Consider the following 18,412-nt stretch of genomic DNA (forward strand, 5'->3'; position numbering starts at 1 on the left):
TTTAATATTAATATAAATTAAAACAAAAAATCTTATAACAAACTTATATTTGCTATAAGATTTTTTTTATTTTTACTTTAGATTAAAGAAACAGAATATTCAAAACAATTATATTAAATCTTTATTATTTAATTTAAAAATTAAAACCCAAATTTAATTTTTAAATTTGAGTTTTAATATGTTAATTATTCCCAAACAATTGATCTTCTGGAAAATGTTCTTCAAGTTTTTTTAATGTCGCTTTACCCACACCTTTAATAGCATCTTTTAGTGGTTTTCATCCTTTAAATTCATTATCAGGATTTTTCTTTAAATATTCTAATAACGGTTTTGAATATCTATCTGTAATTCCTGCATTAAGTAAAGTTTCTTTTGTGATTGTTGATTCCAACAACATACTTAATGTTATTTTTTTCTTTTCTGATTCTTTCTGTGAAATATCATTTTTTTCTACTTCACTAATTTTTGGTAATATTTCTTCATCTTGGTTACTAATAGCATCTTTTGTATTATCTGTTGTTTTACCATTATCCTGTGGTGTTATATTTTCATCACCATCTTCTTGTGGTGGGAGATTTTCATTATCATTAATTGAAGTTTCTTTTTTTGTTTTTTGGCTTTTTTTGCTTTTTTTCTTTTTCTTTTTTTTGCCTTTTGTTTTTTTTGTTTTTTCTTTGGGTTGGTCTTGTTTTGCATTTGATTTTATTTCATGAATATCAGTTTTTTCTACTTCACTAATTTTTGGTAATATTTCTTCATCTTGGTTACTAATAGCATCTTTTGTATTATCTGTTGTTTCACCATTTTCTTTTGGTGTTGTATTTTGATTACCATCTTTTTGTGGTTTTATATTTTTTTCACCATTATCCTGTGGTGTAATATTTTCATTATCATTAATTGAAGTTTCTTTTTTTGTTTTTTTATTTTGAATTTTTTCAGCTAGTTCATTAAATGGAAAAGCATTATTGAGTTTTTCAATTGTTTTACCACCTACTACATTTTTTTCTTTTACATCATCTCAATTTGAAATAATTTTTTTTGGTGAATTTTTTAAAGTGTTTAAAATACTTTCGATTTGTCTTGAATTTATGTTTTTGATTTTGTTTAAGCTTTCTTCAGTTACAAATTCAAGTAATTGTTCATTTGTTAGTTTAGCTTCATTTTGAAATAAATTTATATTATTTTTATTTGTTTTTGTTTTTTCTTTGGTATTTTTGGGTTGGTCTTGTTTTACATCTGGTTTTATTTCATCATTTTTCGGAATAACAATTGGTTGTGCTGTATCATCATCCACATCTTTTTCATCAACTTTTAATTCAACATAAACCAAAGTATGATCACTAATGTCATCACGAATACTTTTTATTTCTAAATTACCTAAAATACCTGATTCATTAATTTGTGCTAACTCTTTGAATTTACCTACTTTTGTATAAGGTATATTTCCTTTATAAAAAATACGATCATAAGGATTCTCTGTAAAATTTGTGCTTGAACCATTAAGTGTTGTCCCACCTTCTGAAATAGGAATTAAATTTTTATAACCAGTTTTTTCAAGTCTTTCAAATGCTTTCAACCCTGGCTTTAATTTAATGTTGGTATCACCCATAAAAAATAAATCATCATTTTTACCATCAATAGAATCAAATCATTGCATAACTTCTGGTGTTTGAAAGGCTTCTTCTATTTCAAAATTTCCTTGCCCTGCAAAACCTGATCCAGCATTTTTTTCTCCTCTTTTATCTTTAGATCCGGGAGGATCAAAGTGTCCCACAACAATTGTAAAATCATTTTGATGTTTATTTTTTACTTGAAATTTTGCACCAAAAGGTTCACGAATATACTGACTTTTTTCATTTGATACTTTTAATCTACTTTGTCATGGTGTGTTATGGTATTTAGCACCTAATAATTTATGATCTAAATTTTCATAACCAACAAATGGAATAGGTTTTAAATATTTATTTTTATAAATAATTGCAACACTCTCCATTTGACTATCTTTTCCTGGTGCTGCTAATTTTGGACTAATTACATAATCTCAATCTTTTACTGTGTCAATGCTATTTAATTTGTTTATTAAATTTTCAGTTGATTTTTTTGCTTTTAAATCAATTTCATTTGGATCAATTGTATTTCTTTTTTTCTCACCTTGCACCTCTGTCAATCCAACAAGAGAGAGATTTTCATGAATAATTATTTTAGCTAAAGCTTCTAGTTTTGTTTCTTTAGAATTAGGGTATAAATTCAAAACATTTCACATAGCTATTTTTAAATGTGTTGGAAAATCAGGATCTTCTACAATTTTTTTCTCTTCGATAGGATTTTGTGATGTTGAGGTTTTATCTATTATTTCATCATTTTTGGTTGAAATATTTTTATTATTTAATTCTGTTTTTTTATTATTATCTATATTTAATTCTGTTTTTTTATTATTATCTATATTTAATTCTGTTTTTTTATTTTTTTCATGTATTTTTTGATTGTTTTCACGTATTTTTTTACTTGTAACTAATAAAGTTGCTAGCGGTGCAGCAATTGCAAATGTTGCCATTGAGACTGTCAAAAGTATTGATGAAAATATTTTGCTCTTCATATGCATATATTAAACTAAAAATCTTTTTTTGTATTCAAAAAAAAAAAAAAGATTAAAAAAAATAAAAAAAGATATTTTTTTTTAATAAATGATAAAAAATAATTATCTTTATATAAATATATAAAAAAAATATTTTAAATTTATTGACTTTTAATTTAAAATTTAATACAAATATGAAAAATAAAATAGAAAGATTACAAAAAATAATTGCACAATCAGGATTAGTTTCAAGACATAAAGCTGAAATTTTAATTAAAGAAAAAAAAGTTCAAGTTAATGGAATTATAGCTTCTATTGGAACAAAAGCTTCATTTAACGATGAAATTATAGTTAATGGTCAAATAATTAACAAAATTGAAAAAAAATATTTTTTAATGAATAAACCTGAAAAAACTATTTGTAGTTTAAAAGATCCACAAAATCGACAAATTATTACTGATTTAATGAATGAAAAAACTACTATTTTTCCTATTGGAAGACTTGATTATAATACAACAGGAACCATATTATTAACTAATGATGGTGAACTTTCACAAAGATTATCTCACCCCAAATTTATGATTAAAAGAGTTTATAGAGCTAGATTAGATAAAGCACTTACAAAAGATCAATTACTTTTTTTAAATAGTGATAAAGTCATTATTAATGACAAACCATCAAAACAAGTAGTAAAACAAGTAGATAATAAATCTTATATTATTGAACTAAAACAAGGTAGTTACCACCATGTTAAAAAATTATTTGAAATTTTTTCTTGTTTTGTAAGATCACTAAACAGAATTGAATTTGCTGGTTTATCACATATTGGACTAAAAAAAGGAGAATACAGAAAACTAACAATAAAAGAAATAAGATACTTAAAAAAATTAGTAAATTTAATTTAAAAATAAGGAGTAAACAATGAATTTTAAAGATTTAAATCTTAGTAAAAAAATGCTAAAAACATTAGAAAATATTGGTTTTGATAAACCAACATTAATTCAAGAAAAAGTAATAAAATTAGCTCTTGAAGGTAATGACATTATTGGACAAGCACAAACAGGAACAGGAAAAACAGCTGCTTTTGCAATTCCAATTATTGAAAACACAATTTTAAATGATTTAAATATCCAACATTTAATTTTAGCCCCTACAAGAGAATTAGCTAATCAAATTGCTGATCAATTTGTTATGCTATCAGAAAACTATCCTGAAATTAAAATAGGTACAATTATCGGTGGTATGAGCTATGATAAACAAAGCAAAACACTTAAAAATAAACCACATATTTTAATCGCAACCCCAGGTAGATTATTAGATTTATTAAATAAAACAGAATTTAAAAATAAAATTGATTTATTAAATGTTAAATCACTTACATTAGATGAGGCTGATGAATTATTAAAAGTTGGTTTTTTTGATGAAATTCAAAAAATTCTTGAATTTTTACCTTACAAAAGGCAGAACTTTTTCTTTACTGCAACATTTGATAAAAAAACAAAAAAACTTAGCGAAATTATTACTAATAATGCTAAAAATATTACTGTATCAGAAGGAAAAAAAACAGCTAATTCTATTAAGCAAGAATTCGTTGTTTTAAAAGAAAAAAACAAATTTATTTCTTTAATAAAATTTTTAGAATTAAACAGCCCTAAATCTGTTGTTATTTTCGGAAGAACCAAAAAAAGAGTAGATGAACTAACCGAGGCTTTAAAATCATTAAAATTTAAAGTTGCTGGAATTCAGGGTGATTTATTACAAAAAGAAAGAAATAAAATAATTGAAAGATTTAGAAAAAAAGAAGTTAAAATTTTAGTTGCCACAGATGTAATGGCACGTGGAATAGATGTAGAACACATTGAGTGAGTTATAAATTTTGACTTACCACAAGAAACTGAATATTATACACATAGAATTGGAAGAACAGGGCGCGCTGGTAAAAATGGATATTCTCTTTCTTTTGTTAAACCGGATGAAATTTTACATTTAGAAAAAATTGCTGTTGATACTTTTTCAACAATCGAAGAAATACTTGTACCTGCTGAAAATGAATTAAAAAAAATATGAAACAATAAAATTTTTAAAAAATTTGAAAAAATTTTACATGAAAGTCAAACTTTAGAAAATACTTCTATTAAAGATGAATTAATGAAAAAATACAACTCTGAAGAACTTGCATTTATTTTAGCAGATTATATTTCCGAAAGTAAGAAATATGAAAAAAACATAAAACTTACACCTGAACCTAGTGTAGTTATTAAAAAAGCAAAAAATACTTTAGATAATAAAAAAATTGATAATAAGAAAAAGAAAAGAAAATTTTTAGATAAAAAAATTGATAAAAAAATAAAACAAAGATAACTTTGATTTAAGCAAAACTATCTTTGTTTTATTATTAATATTGAATGATATAAATTGGTTGAGAACTAGAATTGTTATTATTGCTACTTTTGGTATCAGAATTTCATTTTTGTGTTGTATCTTTTGTTTTATATTCGCCACTTGAACTAGTAAACATTTTTATCGAAGCTAAAATAGATCCTATAGAATTAACAATTAAAGGAATAAAAGGAACAATAGCTGCAAAACCAGCTCCGCCTATGTTTTCTAACTGATCATTATTTAATTTTTTAAGTTTTTCTTTTAACATAAAACCTCCTTTCATTTTAAATAGAATAATCGTATATTTATAGTAAAAAAATAAAAAAAATAAAGAAAAGAGAAGAAATGGATATTTTGTCAAATAATGAAACAAATAAAATTTTTAGTGAAAAAAAATATTATTATAAAAAAATATTAGACTTAAGTGATTTTACAAATATAAGAAAAATAGATGATTTTGCTTTTACAAATTCAAAATTTTTATTTGAAAAAATTATATTACCTCCTAATCTAGAAATAATTGGTATTGGGGCCTTTGCCCATAATAAACTTAAAAAAGTTGTTTTTAACAAAAAATTAAAATTTATTTCAGAGTCAGCTTTTGAAAATAATTTAATTGAAAATGTTAATTTTAATGAACAATTAGAAAAAATAGATGATTTTGCTTTTGCTAATAATAAACTTAAAAAAATTGTTTTTAACAAAGGGATTAATTTCATCGGTGAAGGAAGTTTTGCCGATAATTTTATTGAAAATATTGAATTTTACAAAAAAAATGTTAAAGTTAAAAATTTACCATTTTGAAACAACAATATAAAAACAATTATTTTTAATAATTCTAGAAATATTGTTGTTTGTGAAGGTGAAATAAAAAATATAAATGAAATTATTATAAATATAAATGAAACAAATAAACAAAATAATAAAAAAATAAAATTTAAACATTTACTATTGACTCATCTTACAAAATATCAAGAATTTTACAATTTAAAAAAAATAATTTATAAAACTCCACAAAAGAATAAAGCGATTAAATCTTTATTAAAAGTTAGTTTATCTATTAAAGATTTGAGTGTTAAAATTTCAAATAATACAAAAATAAAAGAAATAAAAATATAGACTAATATAAGTCTATATTTTTATTTTCATTCTTTCTTTCTTGCTTTTAAAATTTGTGAAACATTTTTTATTCTATCAATAAATGGTTGGTCATCAAAAGGTTTAACGTCTTGTGAATTACATCATAAAATAACTAAATAAAGTACTAAAATTCTATGCTGTAAAACATATTCATAATCATAGTCATCATATTCTTTTAAAAATATTGTTTCTTGTTCATCTGTTAAATTACTTGCTTCAATAAAGTATGCTAATTCGAAATGTTTATCACCTTTAGTTGCATATTCCCAGTCTACTAATCAAATTTTACCACTTCCATCTTGTATCATATTCTGTGGCCATAAATCATTATGAAGAGGGGTATCTTTTTTCATATTTTTTAAAATTAAGTTTATTTTTCTATAATATTCATTAATAACAGGAATATTAATGTTTCTCTCTCTTAAAATATTTTGATAATGTTTTACTCTAGCAGCATGATTAGATTGTGGAAAAGGTAATTTGGAATTATGAATTTTTTTCATAATTTGAGCAATATTTCTAATATTGCTATCATTTACTTGTAATTTTTCGCCTTCAATTCATTCAAATCTAATTGATTCTTTAGTATTTTCAATTAATTTTGGTACAAAATCAAAATTTTCTAAAAGATTATAGTCAATTTTATGATTAAATTTGTTCTCTTTTTTAATTTGGAAAAATGTATTATTCTCTTTATAAGAAATATTAGTATAACCAGCCTCTATTTTTGTTTTCATTTTTTTATTTTAACAAAAAATAAAAAATTAATATTAAGATTTTTAAATTTGTTGCGAAACTAATTCAAATACTTGTGTAACATTTTGAACTTTGCCTATTATTGTTATTAAATCATTTTGATTTAAAATAAAATTACCATCTGGTAAGAAGCTTTGGTTTTGTCTTTTGACCATAACAATAATTACATTATATTTTGCAAAATTTAAATTTTTTAGAGACAATTTGTCAAATTTAGTGTTGTTTAAAACTACTGACCCAACCACATAGCCATCACCCAACTCTTGAAAAGTTTCAGTAAATTTGATAAAGCTTTTATGTGCTGCTAATAACGCTGTACGAACACCAGCTTCTTCTTCGGGTAAAATAATCACATCTACACCAATTTGTTTTAAAACTCTAGCATGTGATCTCGTACTAGCTCTTGCTATAATATTTTTAACATTTAATTCTAATAGTGATGCTATGATTTCGATATTTTCTGATAATGCAACAATAAATGTTTCCATATTATCAAGACCAATAGTTTTTAAAACTTCAGGATCCGCTGCATCAGCCACGTAAGAATCAACAACAAATTCTTTAATACCTCTAAGAGTTGCTTCTTCTTTATCAACTGCAATAACTTGTTTTTTTAATTTATAAAGTTGCTCAATAATAGCTCTCCCATATCTCCCTACTCCAACAACACATATATTTTTATTTTCATTTTTTTTAAACATAAACACCTCAAAATTATTATTAAATAATTATAAATAAAATGTTTGATTTTTTTATATAAATTTTATATAATAAATTAATTAAAAATTAAATATTAGATAAAAAAACAAACAATAAAAGCATAAATTTAATTTTTACTTAAAAATAGTATAAAAAAAATAAAATAATTTAATATTTTATTTTTTCACTAATTTTTCATTTTAAATTTATTATATAATTTTGGTTTTGTGAATTTTCTTTAAATTCACAATAGTAATATTTTTGATACTTTGTCATTGTTTCTTTGTTTAACAATGATACATTATCTAAAAAAATCAAATTGTTTTCAAAAGAAATTTGTAAATTAATTTTTTTATTTTTTTCAATATCAGTTGATAATAATTCTAAATATAAAAAATAATTTTTATTATGAGAAAAATCATTTAAATTATCTAGAGATAAATGTTCACTAAAAAATGTAAAGTCTTGAATTTTTAGTTTTTGTTTAATTATATAGTTTAAGATTACCTTATTAACCTCTTCAATACTTGCTGAACTACTTTTAACATAATCAATTTTTGGAATTTTTATTTTTTTTCTTGTAAAAAAAGCTTTTTCACTTATTATTCTTTCTGTGACACGCTGATTGAAATAATTTGGTTCTTTAAATGTTGAATTTATATCCAAAACAAAATCATTATTAGATAATTTTATATATCATTCACTCTCTAAATAATTACTTAAATGTTTTTCTAATCAGTTTTTAGCAAATATTCTTAAATCTTTTTCTGTATATTTATATCATAAAAAAGTAACTAATGTTATATGTTCGTTTATTATACTTTGATCTATTTCACTATGTTTATTTTTACTAAACCATTTATCTGTTGGAATATAAAACCTTCTTAAAACTCCGCTACCATATCAACCTTTTGTTTTGGATTTTGTTGTGTATTGATCTTGGGTTTTTAAACTATCTATAAAATGATTTCATTCATAATCATCAACTTTTTTATTAAAATGATTCAAAACATCATCTTTATTTTGAAAAATATATTTTTCTATATTAGCACCATTAAAACGTTTATTTTTGCCATTTATTTCAAGATTTTTATTTAAAACTTTGTCCAAAATAAAATCTCATAAAAATGAAGGAAATAATAAATCGACTCTAAATGTTTTGTGTTTTTTATTTTGTTTATTTATTGTATAAAATTCAAATCATGAATATGAAGGGCTTATTTCATTTCAATTCATTAATTTAATTTTTTTAGCTAATGGTGAAAAAAAGTGAACTTTTTCACTTATGTCTTTTTGGATTGCTCATACCTGTTTTTCATTTGTAATCATAATTACAGTTTAACAGCTTTAATATTTTTTTACACTAAAAAATATTTTTTTTAAATATAAAATCATTTTTTTTATTTTTTTGCTATTTTTATTTTAAAAATGTCAATTTATTCATAAATAAGTTTTATTTTTTTAAAAAAATAATATAATTATTTTTGTTTTTATGAATTGACTGAAAAAAATATGAAAAAAAATAAAAAATAATATTTCTCGAAATATTGTTTTTTATAAATTAAATTATTTGAATAAAAATGTTTCTAATGTTTTATGAACAATTATAAGAGTAATCGGGAAAATAAGATTTTTATTTTTAATTTATTTTTTATTAATTTTCATTGGGACATTATTACTTTATAGCTCATGAGCTCAGAAAAAAAGTAGTAGTTTTTTTGAATCGCTATTTACTGCAATGTCTGCTTTTAGTGTTACGGGACTTAGTTTAAAACCAACAAATGAAAATTGAACTATTTTTGGACAAATAGTTATTGCCTTATTGATTATTGTCGGCGGTGTAGGTTTTTTTGCTATTAAAATTTACTTTTTTAATTTTTTACTCAAAAGAAAACATAGTATTTTTGAAAATGAACTTATATTAATGGAAAGAGGTTCTAAAAATCGCCAAAGTTTAAGAGAAACAATTGTTGTTTCACTAACTATAATTTTTAGTCTTATAATTATTTCATCAATAATTTTTGCTTTTATTTTGTATTTTTCCAAGCCTGATATAAATGTTCCTGAGAGTGCATATAAAAATTGAGGGCGTTCTTTAAGATATGGTATTTTTCACGCTATTGCATCTATTAATAATGCAGGTCTAGATATTTTTGGAGCACATTCATTATCTGGTTACTATAGCAATTATTTTTTACAAGTATGAACTTTAATTTTATTTGTAATAGGTGGTATTGGTTATCCTGTTATTTATGATATACATTGCTGATTAAAAAATAAGTTAAATAAAGGAAATAAAGTTGAATTTAAATTTAGTTTATTGACCAAATTATCTTTATTTAGTTACTTTTTTATTGTAATTATAGGAATAACTTTTATTATTTTTTTTGAAATTTCTAACCAAAGACCAAATTCATTTTGAAATAAATCAACCTCTGATATTGAACACTACTATTACATAAATGATCTTGGACAAAGACAAGCTTTTCATTATGGTTCAAAAGCATCTAAGGTTTGAGCATTAATTTTTTCTGTTTTTTCATCAAGGAACGCTGGTTTTGTAACTTTTGATATTTATGATCTTTCAGATGGTAGTTTATTATTTTTATCATTTTTAATGTTTGTGGGTGCTTCTCCTTCGTCAACTGGTGGTGGAATTAGAACAACGACATTGTCACTAGTTATTATTACTATTTTTTCAATGATGATAGGTAAAAATTCTACTCATGCTTTTAAGAAAAAAATTAAAGATTCAACTATTACACAAGCTTTTGTTGTATTTTGTTGATCAATTATTTTAATTACTTTATGTTGAATAATTTTAGTAACATCATTTAAAAAATATGGTGGTAATATACCAAGTGATACTCATGATAGCACAAGAACATACAATATGATAGACTTATTATTCGAGGTTACATCAGCCTTTGGAACTACTGGTTTTTCCACAGGAATTACGAATAAATTAAATTTTGCTAGTCAATTTACAATTGTTTTTTTAATGTTTATTGGACAGTTAGGAATTTCATCAACAATTTTAATTTGAGGAAATCATAACTTTAAAGTTAGAAAAATAGAATATATAGAAGAAGATATATTAATTGGATAAAGGAGTTTTTTTTATGCCGCTTTGACTTAATATTATTTTAATAAATTTATCTGCGTTAGTAGTAGGATATTTAATTGGTTCTATAAATATATCTATTATATTAACTAAACTTAAGTATAAAAAAGATATAAGAGAACAGGGTTCGAATAATGCTGGCTCTACAAATGTTTTAAGAGTACATGGTACAAAAGTTGCACTTCCTATTTTTATATTTGATATTTTAAAAAGTTTTTTTTGTCTAATGTTTTTTGCTTTATTACAAAAACATTTAAACAATAATATTGCTTTTAAATATATTATTCCACAATTTTCAGCTTTAGGTGCAGTTGTAGGTCATATATGACCAATTTATTTTAATTTTAAAGGTGGAAAAGGTGCCGCTTGTTTACTAGGTGCATTTCTAGGAATTAACATCATTATTGTAATTATAGGAATAATTATTTTCCTTACTATTGTTTTGACAACTAAATATGTTTCATTAGGTTCAATAGTTGCACCATTTATTTTAATAATGTTATCATTTATTCCATGAATTATCATGGGGCCTTTGGGTTATTTAAACTGACAAGATAAATACACTTTATACTGAATTAACACATTAATTTTGCTTGTTAGTTACATTTTTGTAGTTTATTCTCATAAAGCAAATATTGTCCGTTTATTAAATAAAAAAGAAAATAAATTATCACTAAAAAGAAAATAAAAAATGTAATACAACAAAGTATTACATTTTTTTAATCACTAATTTTTAAAATAATTTTAATTAATTCATCTCTTGTTAAAGTTTGATAACCTGAGATTTCTAAATCTTTTGCTATTTTTCTTAGTTGTTCTAAAGTTAATTTATTTAACTTTTGATATTTTAGTGTCTCTTTTTCTCTTTCTTCATTAATGCCAGATTCAGGACTTTTATTTTTCTTATCGTTAGTTTGGTTCTTTGGTTGATTTTTTTGTTCAGAAAAAATATTTTCAAAAAAGTTCTCAAAATCAGGTTTTTGAGTTTTTAAAAGCTCATTAAACTGATTAATTTTTTCATTTTGATCTGCTATAATAAATTGTTTTTTGATATTTCTTACAGCTTGGTGAATAAAAAATGTTGATATTCCAAAAATAGTTAAAATTATGTATAAGACCATAAATCATGAAAAAACAATATTATTTTGAAAACTTAATGCAGCAAAGAAAACATCTCTATGAACCATTAAAACTATAGCTTGAAAAATTAAAAAACCAACTGATATAAAAGAAAAAAAAGATAAAGCTGCCCCACTTAAATACATAAAATTTCTTTTAATGTATGATAATCTTAAATTTTTGAAATGTGAATACAATGATAAAACTAATAATGGGAAAAAAAAGAAAATTGTAAAGTTAATATTTGAAAGTCTATTTTCTTCTGGTGCATTTTTATTCATTGCAATAGAGACAATCAATAAAATAAAAGTTGTTATATATATAATTGAATATAACGCAATTGCTATTGATTGCATAATAATTCAAATTCTAAATTTTTTCGGCTCTTTTTCTCAAAGTTTTAAAACTGTTTCAAAATCTTTTTGGTTATTAAACAAATTATTAAAAATCATATACCTCCATTTCAACTCATAAATTATAACATTTTTTTAATAATTAAAATTTAAAGTGATTAATTGCTAATAGCAAATTCTTTTGGTAAATCTATTGTAAATTTCATATTTTTGCCATTTGGGTGCATAAATTCTATTTCATATGCATGTAATCTCTGATTAAAATCATCAATTTTCTTACCATATAAAGGGTCACCTAACACAGGATGTTTAATATATGATAAATGAACTCTGATTTGATGAGTTCTTCCAGTTTCTAATTCACACCTTACAAGTGCAAGTGGTTTATTTTGATAATAAAAATTTTTTTCTAAATAAACATGAGTCATAGCGTTTTTTGAATTTTGCTTTAAAATAGCCATTTTCTGTCTATTCATAGGGTCACGTCCAATTGGCAAATCAATATGCATAAGTTCATGATTTAAAAAATTTTCAACAATTGCTTTATATTTTCTTTTAATTCTGTGTTGTTTAAGCTCATTAGCTAAAAAAATATGAACTTCATTTGTTTTTGCAATCAATAATAAACCTGATGTATCTTTATCAATACGATGCAAAACCCCAGGGCGCATTAAGCCATTTATATCTGATAAATTATTTCTGAAATAGTATAATAAACCATTAACCAAAGTATTTGATAAATTGCCTGGTGCAGGGTGTACTACCATATTAGATGGTTTGTTAATTACGATTAAAAAATCATCTTCATAAACAATATCTAAATCCATTTTTTCTGGTAAAATGTTTGTAATTTTATCTAAAAGTTTTTCAATAGTGATTATTTGATTTTTTTCAACAATAAAATTGGCTTTTCTCACAACAATAGTATTATTTACTTTCACAAGTGAAGATTCGACCATTTTTTTTGCATCATTACGTGAAATTTCAGTGTTATCACTAATGTATTTATCAATTCTAGATTTATATTTAACTATAAGTTCCATTTTATTTATAATGTGATAAATTATTTTTGTAAAATTCAAAAAATTGTATTTTCACTAAACTCCTTTACATAGTTATTTTCTTTAAAATTTAAATCACGGTCGATAATTTCTAAAATTTTAAATTTAGTTTTTTTTAAAATTAAATTTGCTAATTCATTTATTGTATAAAGATGCATAAAATCACAAACATTTTCTTTATTTTTATAAATAAAATCTCCATATTCCTTCATCTTCAATTCAGGACATTTATCTAAATTTAGATTTCTAAACAAATTATATTTTTCTTCATCTCTATTATGAGCACTAAAAATAAAAATACCATTTGGTTTTAAAATGCGATAAATTTCATTCAAAGCTTTAATTCTATTTAAAGAATTAACTATCCCAGGTCACCCATTAAATGAGAAAAAAACATTATCAAAACTTTCATTATCAAATGATAGTTTTGATGCATCTTCAATTTTAAATATTTGTTTAATATTTGTTTTTTTCATAATATTTTCTGCAGCTTGGATCATTTTAGGTGAAACATCAGCTGCAATAATATTATTATATTTTAGTTTTCTTAAACTAAATGTAGTTCTACCTGTGCCACAACCTAAATCCAGAATTTTAGATTTTTTAGCAAAGTATTTTTGTAAAATTTTTTTTTCTGATTTTCAAAGACCAATTCTATAACTAGCATCTACATATGTAGCAATAGTTTTGTCATTAGCAAAAGCTTTTTTAATATTTTTATTAATCATAATAAAGTTTATATTATACTAAAAAAACCCACATTTCATGGGTTTTTTTAAAGTTTTTATTATCTTGTAGATTTATCATAAGGTACACCAAGAGCAGCTGGCATTTGCGATTTTTTAGATGTAGCAAGTAATATAACAAGCGTAATAAAGAATGGAAGAGCATTAAAGAATGATCCATATTCTTTCAAGGGTACAAATACACCTTGCCCTGTTGACATTACAAGCCCAGCTGAATAAATACCTGAAAATAAAATAGATACAACAAGAATAATAGAAGGTTTTCATTGAGACATGATCAACACTGTAAGTGCTAAAAATCCAAACCCTTCAGCTTGCCCACTAAAAGTAAGACCTTTTCATTGTCCAAAAATGGAACCTGCTAGTCCTGCGATTAATCCTGAGATAAAAATCCCTTGTCATTTAAAGAAATTAACATTTATCCCAGCAACATCAGCAGCTTGTGGATTTTCTCCAATTGATTTAAGTCTTAGTCCTCATTTTGTTTTATTAAGCAAGACAATTGCAACAATAAAAATAAAGAAAGTTAAAAATAATTTTAATGAAATAATATTTTTTCAATCATTAATTGAATTTGAGGATCAAGCCAATTCTTTCATTGAACCTTCAAATCTATTAGCAACACCAACTAATTTTAGTAAAACTAAAGCAATAGCAGGAGCAAAAAGATTTAAGGCAACACCAGAAATTATATGATCACCTTTTAATTTAATAGTTATAACACCATGTAATAGTGCAAATAGTCCTGCACTAAACGAAGCTATAATCATTAAAGGAATTTGGAATCATGGTGATTCTACTTTAAAAATTTGTCTAAACATTAAATATGAAGTTGCACCAATGATAATCATTGATTCAATAGCAATATTTACAATTCCAACTTTTTCACTAAATAGACCAGAAAGTGCTGAAAGTGAAATAATTGTAAATAAAACTATTGCAGGAACTATTATAAATAATACAGTTTGCATACTATTCGGCCTCTCAGTCTAATAATTTTGATTTATTTAATGACTTATAAATATTTTGTTTTGATTTTAGATATGTATTTTTTAAGTCATTTTTTTCAACTTTATATGTTTCTTTTAAAATTTTTTGATCTTCATAACCATTTTCTAATAATTGTTTATTGACACTTTTTCTTTTTTCTGACATTTCTCAAAACAACTCAAGTTTTTGTTCATCAGTTAAATTTTTAGTAGCTTTATTATAAAAACTATTTTTTAATTGATTTTTTAATTCTTTTCATTTCGGTTTATTTTCTGCATTAATTAAATTAAGTGTTAATTTAGATTTTCTATATTTTTTATACAATTTACAACTAATAAATGTTTTAGCTTGAAAAATTGGGACCAATTTTCATTTAATTAAAAGAGTTAAAAAATTTATATATTTTATATATATTAAATTTTCTTTTTCTAAGAATTTAATATTATTTTTTAAATTTTTAGCTATTTTTTTGTCTATATTAGTATTAAAATTTGAATCTTTATTATTTTTAATGTAACATTGTTTTTCAATATTTATAAAATATTGTTTATTACTCTGAATTGATAAATAAAATTGTTTTTTCAAGCTTTTAAAAATCGATGTTTTATTCAACTCAAGTAAATGTTCTAAATTTCAAATTTGATTTTCAAGTTCATTTTTATATTTTAAATCTATTTCTTTATTTGATAATTCTTCATTTAAAATATGTAAAAGATTATTTTTTTTGTTTATTAAGATATTTTTATACATTTTGCGATTTTCAACAAAAAAGTACTTACTTTTAATTAAAAAGTACAATCTTGTTAGTTTTTCTATAGGCTTAAACTTAGTAAAAATAACTGATATAGCTGCAAGATAGATTATTAATCCTGTAGCAATTTGTACAATAAATGAATCTAATCTTGAATCAAGAATTTGTAATGAAAATGACCCTGTTGTTAAAAATGAATAGAAAATAGAGGTAAAAATAGAACCTAATGGTGAATTATATGCAAGAAGCGAAACAGCTATCGCATCAAAACCAAGCGCTTCTGGTCCTATTGATAAAGCTAAATTATATTTTGCTAAAATGTATCATAAAAATCCTGCAATTCCTGCAAAAGTTCCTGATAATGTTAAAGCTGTAACAATTAAAGCTTTACTATTTGCTCCTGAATATCTTGTTGCATCTTTGTTTAAACCAATCATTTTAATTTTATAACCAAATGTTGTGCTTTTAAATACAAATCACATTAAAAAAGCAAAAAAGATTGCTAAAATTAAAATGATATATGCAAAATATTCTGTACTAATAAAATTAGTGTAACTTAATTTTTCTGTTGAATAAGCACCTGAAGCACTTGCTGAATTTGTAACAAATGATAAATTAGATTTTTTTAAAATTCCTGAAATAATATAAAAAATTATTCAGTTTAATAAAATTGTTGATACAACTTCATTAACATTTAAAAATGCTTTTAAAATTCCTGAAAGCATTCCTAAAACTAATGAAGTTAAAACTCCTAGAACAAACGCTAAAACTAAAATATATCAATCTGGATTATTCATTTTGCTTAATTCTCCAATTACAGCAAAAGATATAATTCCTGAAGCCATCATTTGCCCTGGAATTCCAATATTAAACATTGAAGCTTTAAAAGCTATACCAACAGCAATTGAACTAAAAATAAATACAGCAATTGTTATAATAAATTTATTTTTTTGAAGTGAAATTGATGTAGTGTAAATTTCATGTAACACAGAAAATGGTGAAACACCAATGGATGCAATAAAGATTGAAGAAATAATAACACCAAACAAAATAGCTCATAATGAGTTGAAAACTTTTCTTCTTGTAGTTATTTTTTCTTCCTTACAAAAAAAGGTAGTAAATTTCTTTCAAGATTCACTAACTAAATTTTTAGTCATTTTGTACACCTCCCATTAATAGTCCAATTTCATTTCTTGTAATATTTCCAGCTGGAGTTTTAGCAGAAATTTTTCCTTTATTAATAACTATAATTGAATCAGCTAAGGCAAAAACTTCATCTAATTCATATGAAATTAATAAAATTGCTTTACCTTTTTCTTTTTCTTCAATAATTTTATTATGAATTGTTTGAATAGCTTTAACATCTAATCCCCTTGTAGGTTGAACCACAATAATAAAATTATGATCAGTTAAAATTTCTCTCCCTACAATTAGTTTTTGTTGATTACCTCCTGATAATGAACGAGCAATTGCTCTTCCATTTCTCGCACCACGAACATCATATTCTTGCTCGATTTGTTGATAAAAATCGTTAATCTTTTTAAAAGATAAAATAAATTTATTTGTTAACTTTGGATCTTTCAACCTTCTAAGTACAACATTTTCATTTACTTTAAAATCAAGAACCAAACCATATTTATGACGATCACCTGGAATGTATGAAATTTTTTGTTTTTTTCTTTTTTCAACAGAAAACTTTGTAATATCTAACATTGTATCTTCTATTTCTTTGTTTGCATTAAGTGTTTGATGATGCATTAAAATTTTACCTTTTGTTGGTTTTAGAAGTCCTGAAGCTAAAAATTCAATTTCTTCTTGTCCATTCCCTTCAATTCCAGCAATAGCTAAAATTTCACCTTTATTTATTTTAAAAGAAATATCTTCAACACTTTTATCCCCTTTAGCCCAAACATTTCGAAATTCAAATGCAACTTCATCACTTAAATTATTGTTAATGTTTTTAGGCATAACAACTTTTTCACCTACCATTGCATTTGATAAATCACTTGTTTTAACATTTTCTAATGTATCGAAATGTGCAACTACTTCACCTTTTCTAATAACAGTTGCTTTGTCACAAATTGCCTTCACCTCATTCAATTTATGACTAATAAAAATGATGGTTTTATTATTATCTCTAAAAATTTTCATTGTTTCTAACAAACCATTGATTTCTTGTGGATTTAAAACAGCGGTTGGTTCATCAAAAATCAAAATATCAGCATCACGATAGAGCATTTTTAAAATTTCAACTTTTTGTTGGGTTCCGACAGTTGCATTCCCTGTTTTTTGGTCTAAATCAAATTTTAAATTGTATTTCTTTTGAATTAATTCAATTTTAGTTCTAGCTATTTTTTTGTCTAAAAAATGATTTTTTTCAAATTCTTCACCTAAAATTATGTTTTCTAAATTTGTATAAGATTTTACTAATTTAAAATGTTGATGCACCATACCAATACCTAGATTATTAGCTTGATTTGGATTTTGAATAAAAATATTATGATTATTAACTTTTATTTTACCTTCTGTTGGATTATAAAGACCAAATAAAATAGACATTAATGTACTTTTACCAGCACCATTTTCACCTATTAATGCATGTATTGTTCCTTTTTCAATTGCAATATTAATATTTTTATTTGCATAAAAATTACCAAAAGCTTTTGAAATGTTGATAAACTCAATTGCATAATCTTTTTTCATACATCTCCTTTCA

Annotated in this window: 16 protein-coding genes; 5 read left to right on the plus strand and 11 right to left on the minus strand. The window is 23.4% G+C overall.

The genetic code is table 4. The features are described 5' to 3' along the window. Window positions 1-181: 181 nt before the first annotated feature. The gene (locus EXC65_RS02000) at window positions 182-2,596 is read right to left on the minus strand and encodes an endonuclease/exonuclease/phosphatase family protein (RefSeq protein ID WP_165001329.1); all 2,415 of its coding nucleotides are present in this window, start codon (window positions 2,594-2,596) and stop codon (window positions 182-184) included. Window positions 2,597-2,769: 173 nt separating this feature from the next. Between EXC65_RS02000 and EXC65_RS02005 the strand changes: the two genes are divergently transcribed. Both EXC65_RS02005 and EXC65_RS02010 read left to right on the plus strand, forming a co-directional pair. Further along, window positions 2,770-3,480 (plus strand): pseudouridine synthase, encoded by a 711-nt coding sequence (locus tag EXC65_RS02005; RefSeq protein ID WP_129719826.1) that lies wholly within the window; start codon window positions 2,770-2,772, stop codon window positions 3,478-3,480. A 16-nt stretch (window positions 3,481-3,496) separates the two neighbouring features. Further along, window positions 3,497-4,936 (plus strand): DEAD/DEAH box helicase, encoded by a 1,440-nt coding sequence (locus EXC65_RS02010; protein WP_129719827.1) that lies wholly within the window; start codon window positions 3,497-3,499, stop codon window positions 4,934-4,936. Window positions 4,937-4,970: 34 nt separating this feature from the next. Here EXC65_RS02010 and EXC65_RS02015 read toward each other — a convergent pair whose 3' ends face one another. Continuing rightward, on the minus strand, window positions 4,971-5,225 hold the full coding sequence (locus EXC65_RS02015) for a hypothetical protein (protein WP_129719828.1): 255 nt from the start codon (window positions 5,223-5,225) through the stop codon (window positions 4,971-4,973). Window positions 5,226-5,302: 77 nt separating this feature from the next. Between EXC65_RS02015 and EXC65_RS02020 the strand changes: the two genes are divergently transcribed. After that, window positions 5,303-6,076, plus strand: a complete 774-nt coding sequence (locus EXC65_RS02020; RefSeq protein ID WP_129719829.1) for a leucine-rich repeat domain-containing protein — start codon at window positions 5,303-5,305, stop codon at window positions 6,074-6,076. A 20-nt stretch (window positions 6,077-6,096) separates the two neighbouring features. Here EXC65_RS02020 and EXC65_RS02025 read toward each other — a convergent pair whose 3' ends face one another. From EXC65_RS02025 to EXC65_RS02035, 3 genes are all read right to left on the minus strand, one after another. Next, on the minus strand, window positions 6,097-6,834 hold the full coding sequence (locus EXC65_RS02025; RefSeq protein ID WP_129719830.1) for a phosphotransferase: 738 nt from the start codon (window positions 6,832-6,834) through the stop codon (window positions 6,097-6,099). Window positions 6,835-6,876: 42 nt separating this feature from the next. Next, window positions 6,877-7,554 carry a potassium channel family protein gene (locus EXC65_RS02030; protein WP_129719831.1) on the minus strand — a complete coding sequence of 226 codons (678 nt, stop codon included), beginning with the start codon at window positions 7,552-7,554 and terminating at the stop codon, window positions 6,877-6,879. 166 nt (window positions 7,555-7,720) lie between these two features. Beyond that, the gene (locus EXC65_RS02035) at window positions 7,721-8,881 is read right to left on the minus strand and encodes a hypothetical protein (RefSeq protein WP_129719832.1); all 1,161 of its coding nucleotides are present in this window, start codon (window positions 8,879-8,881) and stop codon (window positions 7,721-7,723) included. Window positions 8,882-9,044: 163 nt separating this feature from the next. Between EXC65_RS02035 and EXC65_RS02040 the strand changes: the two genes are divergently transcribed. Beyond that, window positions 9,045-10,661, plus strand: a complete 1,617-nt coding sequence (locus tag EXC65_RS02040) for a TrkH family potassium uptake protein (RefSeq protein ID WP_129719833.1) — start codon at window positions 9,045-9,047, stop codon at window positions 10,659-10,661. Window positions 10,662-10,674: 13 nt separating this feature from the next. Next, entirely contained in the window at window positions 10,675-11,364 is a 690-nt protein-coding gene (gene plsY / locus EXC65_RS02045) for a glycerol-3-phosphate 1-O-acyltransferase PlsY (RefSeq protein ID WP_129719834.1), read from the plus strand. A 31-nt stretch (window positions 11,365-11,395) separates the two neighbouring features. Here the strand turns inward: plsY and EXC65_RS02050 are convergent, their stop codons facing one another. From EXC65_RS02050 to EXC65_RS02075, 6 genes are read right to left on the minus strand one after another with little or no spacing between them, the layout of a single operon-like run. After that, complete coding sequence (locus EXC65_RS02050; RefSeq protein WP_129719835.1) at window positions 11,396-12,247, minus strand: Rho termination factor N-terminal domain-containing protein; 852 nt, start codon at window positions 12,245-12,247, stop codon at window positions 11,396-11,398. Window positions 12,248-12,306: 59 nt separating this feature from the next. Next, on the minus strand, window positions 12,307-13,191 hold the full coding sequence (locus tag EXC65_RS02055) for an RluA family pseudouridine synthase (protein WP_129719836.1): 885 nt from the start codon (window positions 13,189-13,191) through the stop codon (window positions 12,307-12,309). Window positions 13,192-13,211: 20 nt separating this feature from the next. Beyond that, the gene (locus EXC65_RS02060) at window positions 13,212-13,937 is read right to left on the minus strand and encodes a class I SAM-dependent methyltransferase (protein WP_129719837.1); all 726 of its coding nucleotides are present in this window, start codon (window positions 13,935-13,937) and stop codon (window positions 13,212-13,214) included. Between the two features lie 59 nt (window positions 13,938-13,996). Further along, window positions 13,997-14,926, minus strand: a complete 930-nt coding sequence (locus tag EXC65_RS02065) for an ABC transporter permease (protein ID WP_129719838.1) — start codon at window positions 14,924-14,926, stop codon at window positions 13,997-13,999. A gap of 1 nt (window position 14,927) precedes the next feature. Next, a complete protein-coding gene (locus EXC65_RS02070) occupies window positions 14,928-16,853 on the minus strand; it encodes an ABC transporter permease (protein WP_129719839.1) in 1,926 nt (641 codons plus the stop codon). Then, window positions 16,846-18,399 (minus strand): ABC transporter ATP-binding protein, encoded by a 1,554-nt coding sequence (locus EXC65_RS02075; RefSeq protein ID WP_129719840.1) that lies wholly within the window; start codon window positions 18,397-18,399, stop codon window positions 16,846-16,848. Before EXC65_RS02075 ends, EXC65_RS02070 begins: the two co-directional genes overlap by 8 nt. Window positions 18,400-18,412: the final 13 nt, after the last annotated feature.

Source organism: Mesomycoplasma neurolyticum, from assembly GCF_900660485.1.
GTDB classification, from domain to species: domain Bacteria; phylum Bacillota_I; class Bacilli_A; order Mycoplasmatales; family Metamycoplasmataceae; genus Mesomycoplasma_A; species Mesomycoplasma_A neurolyticum.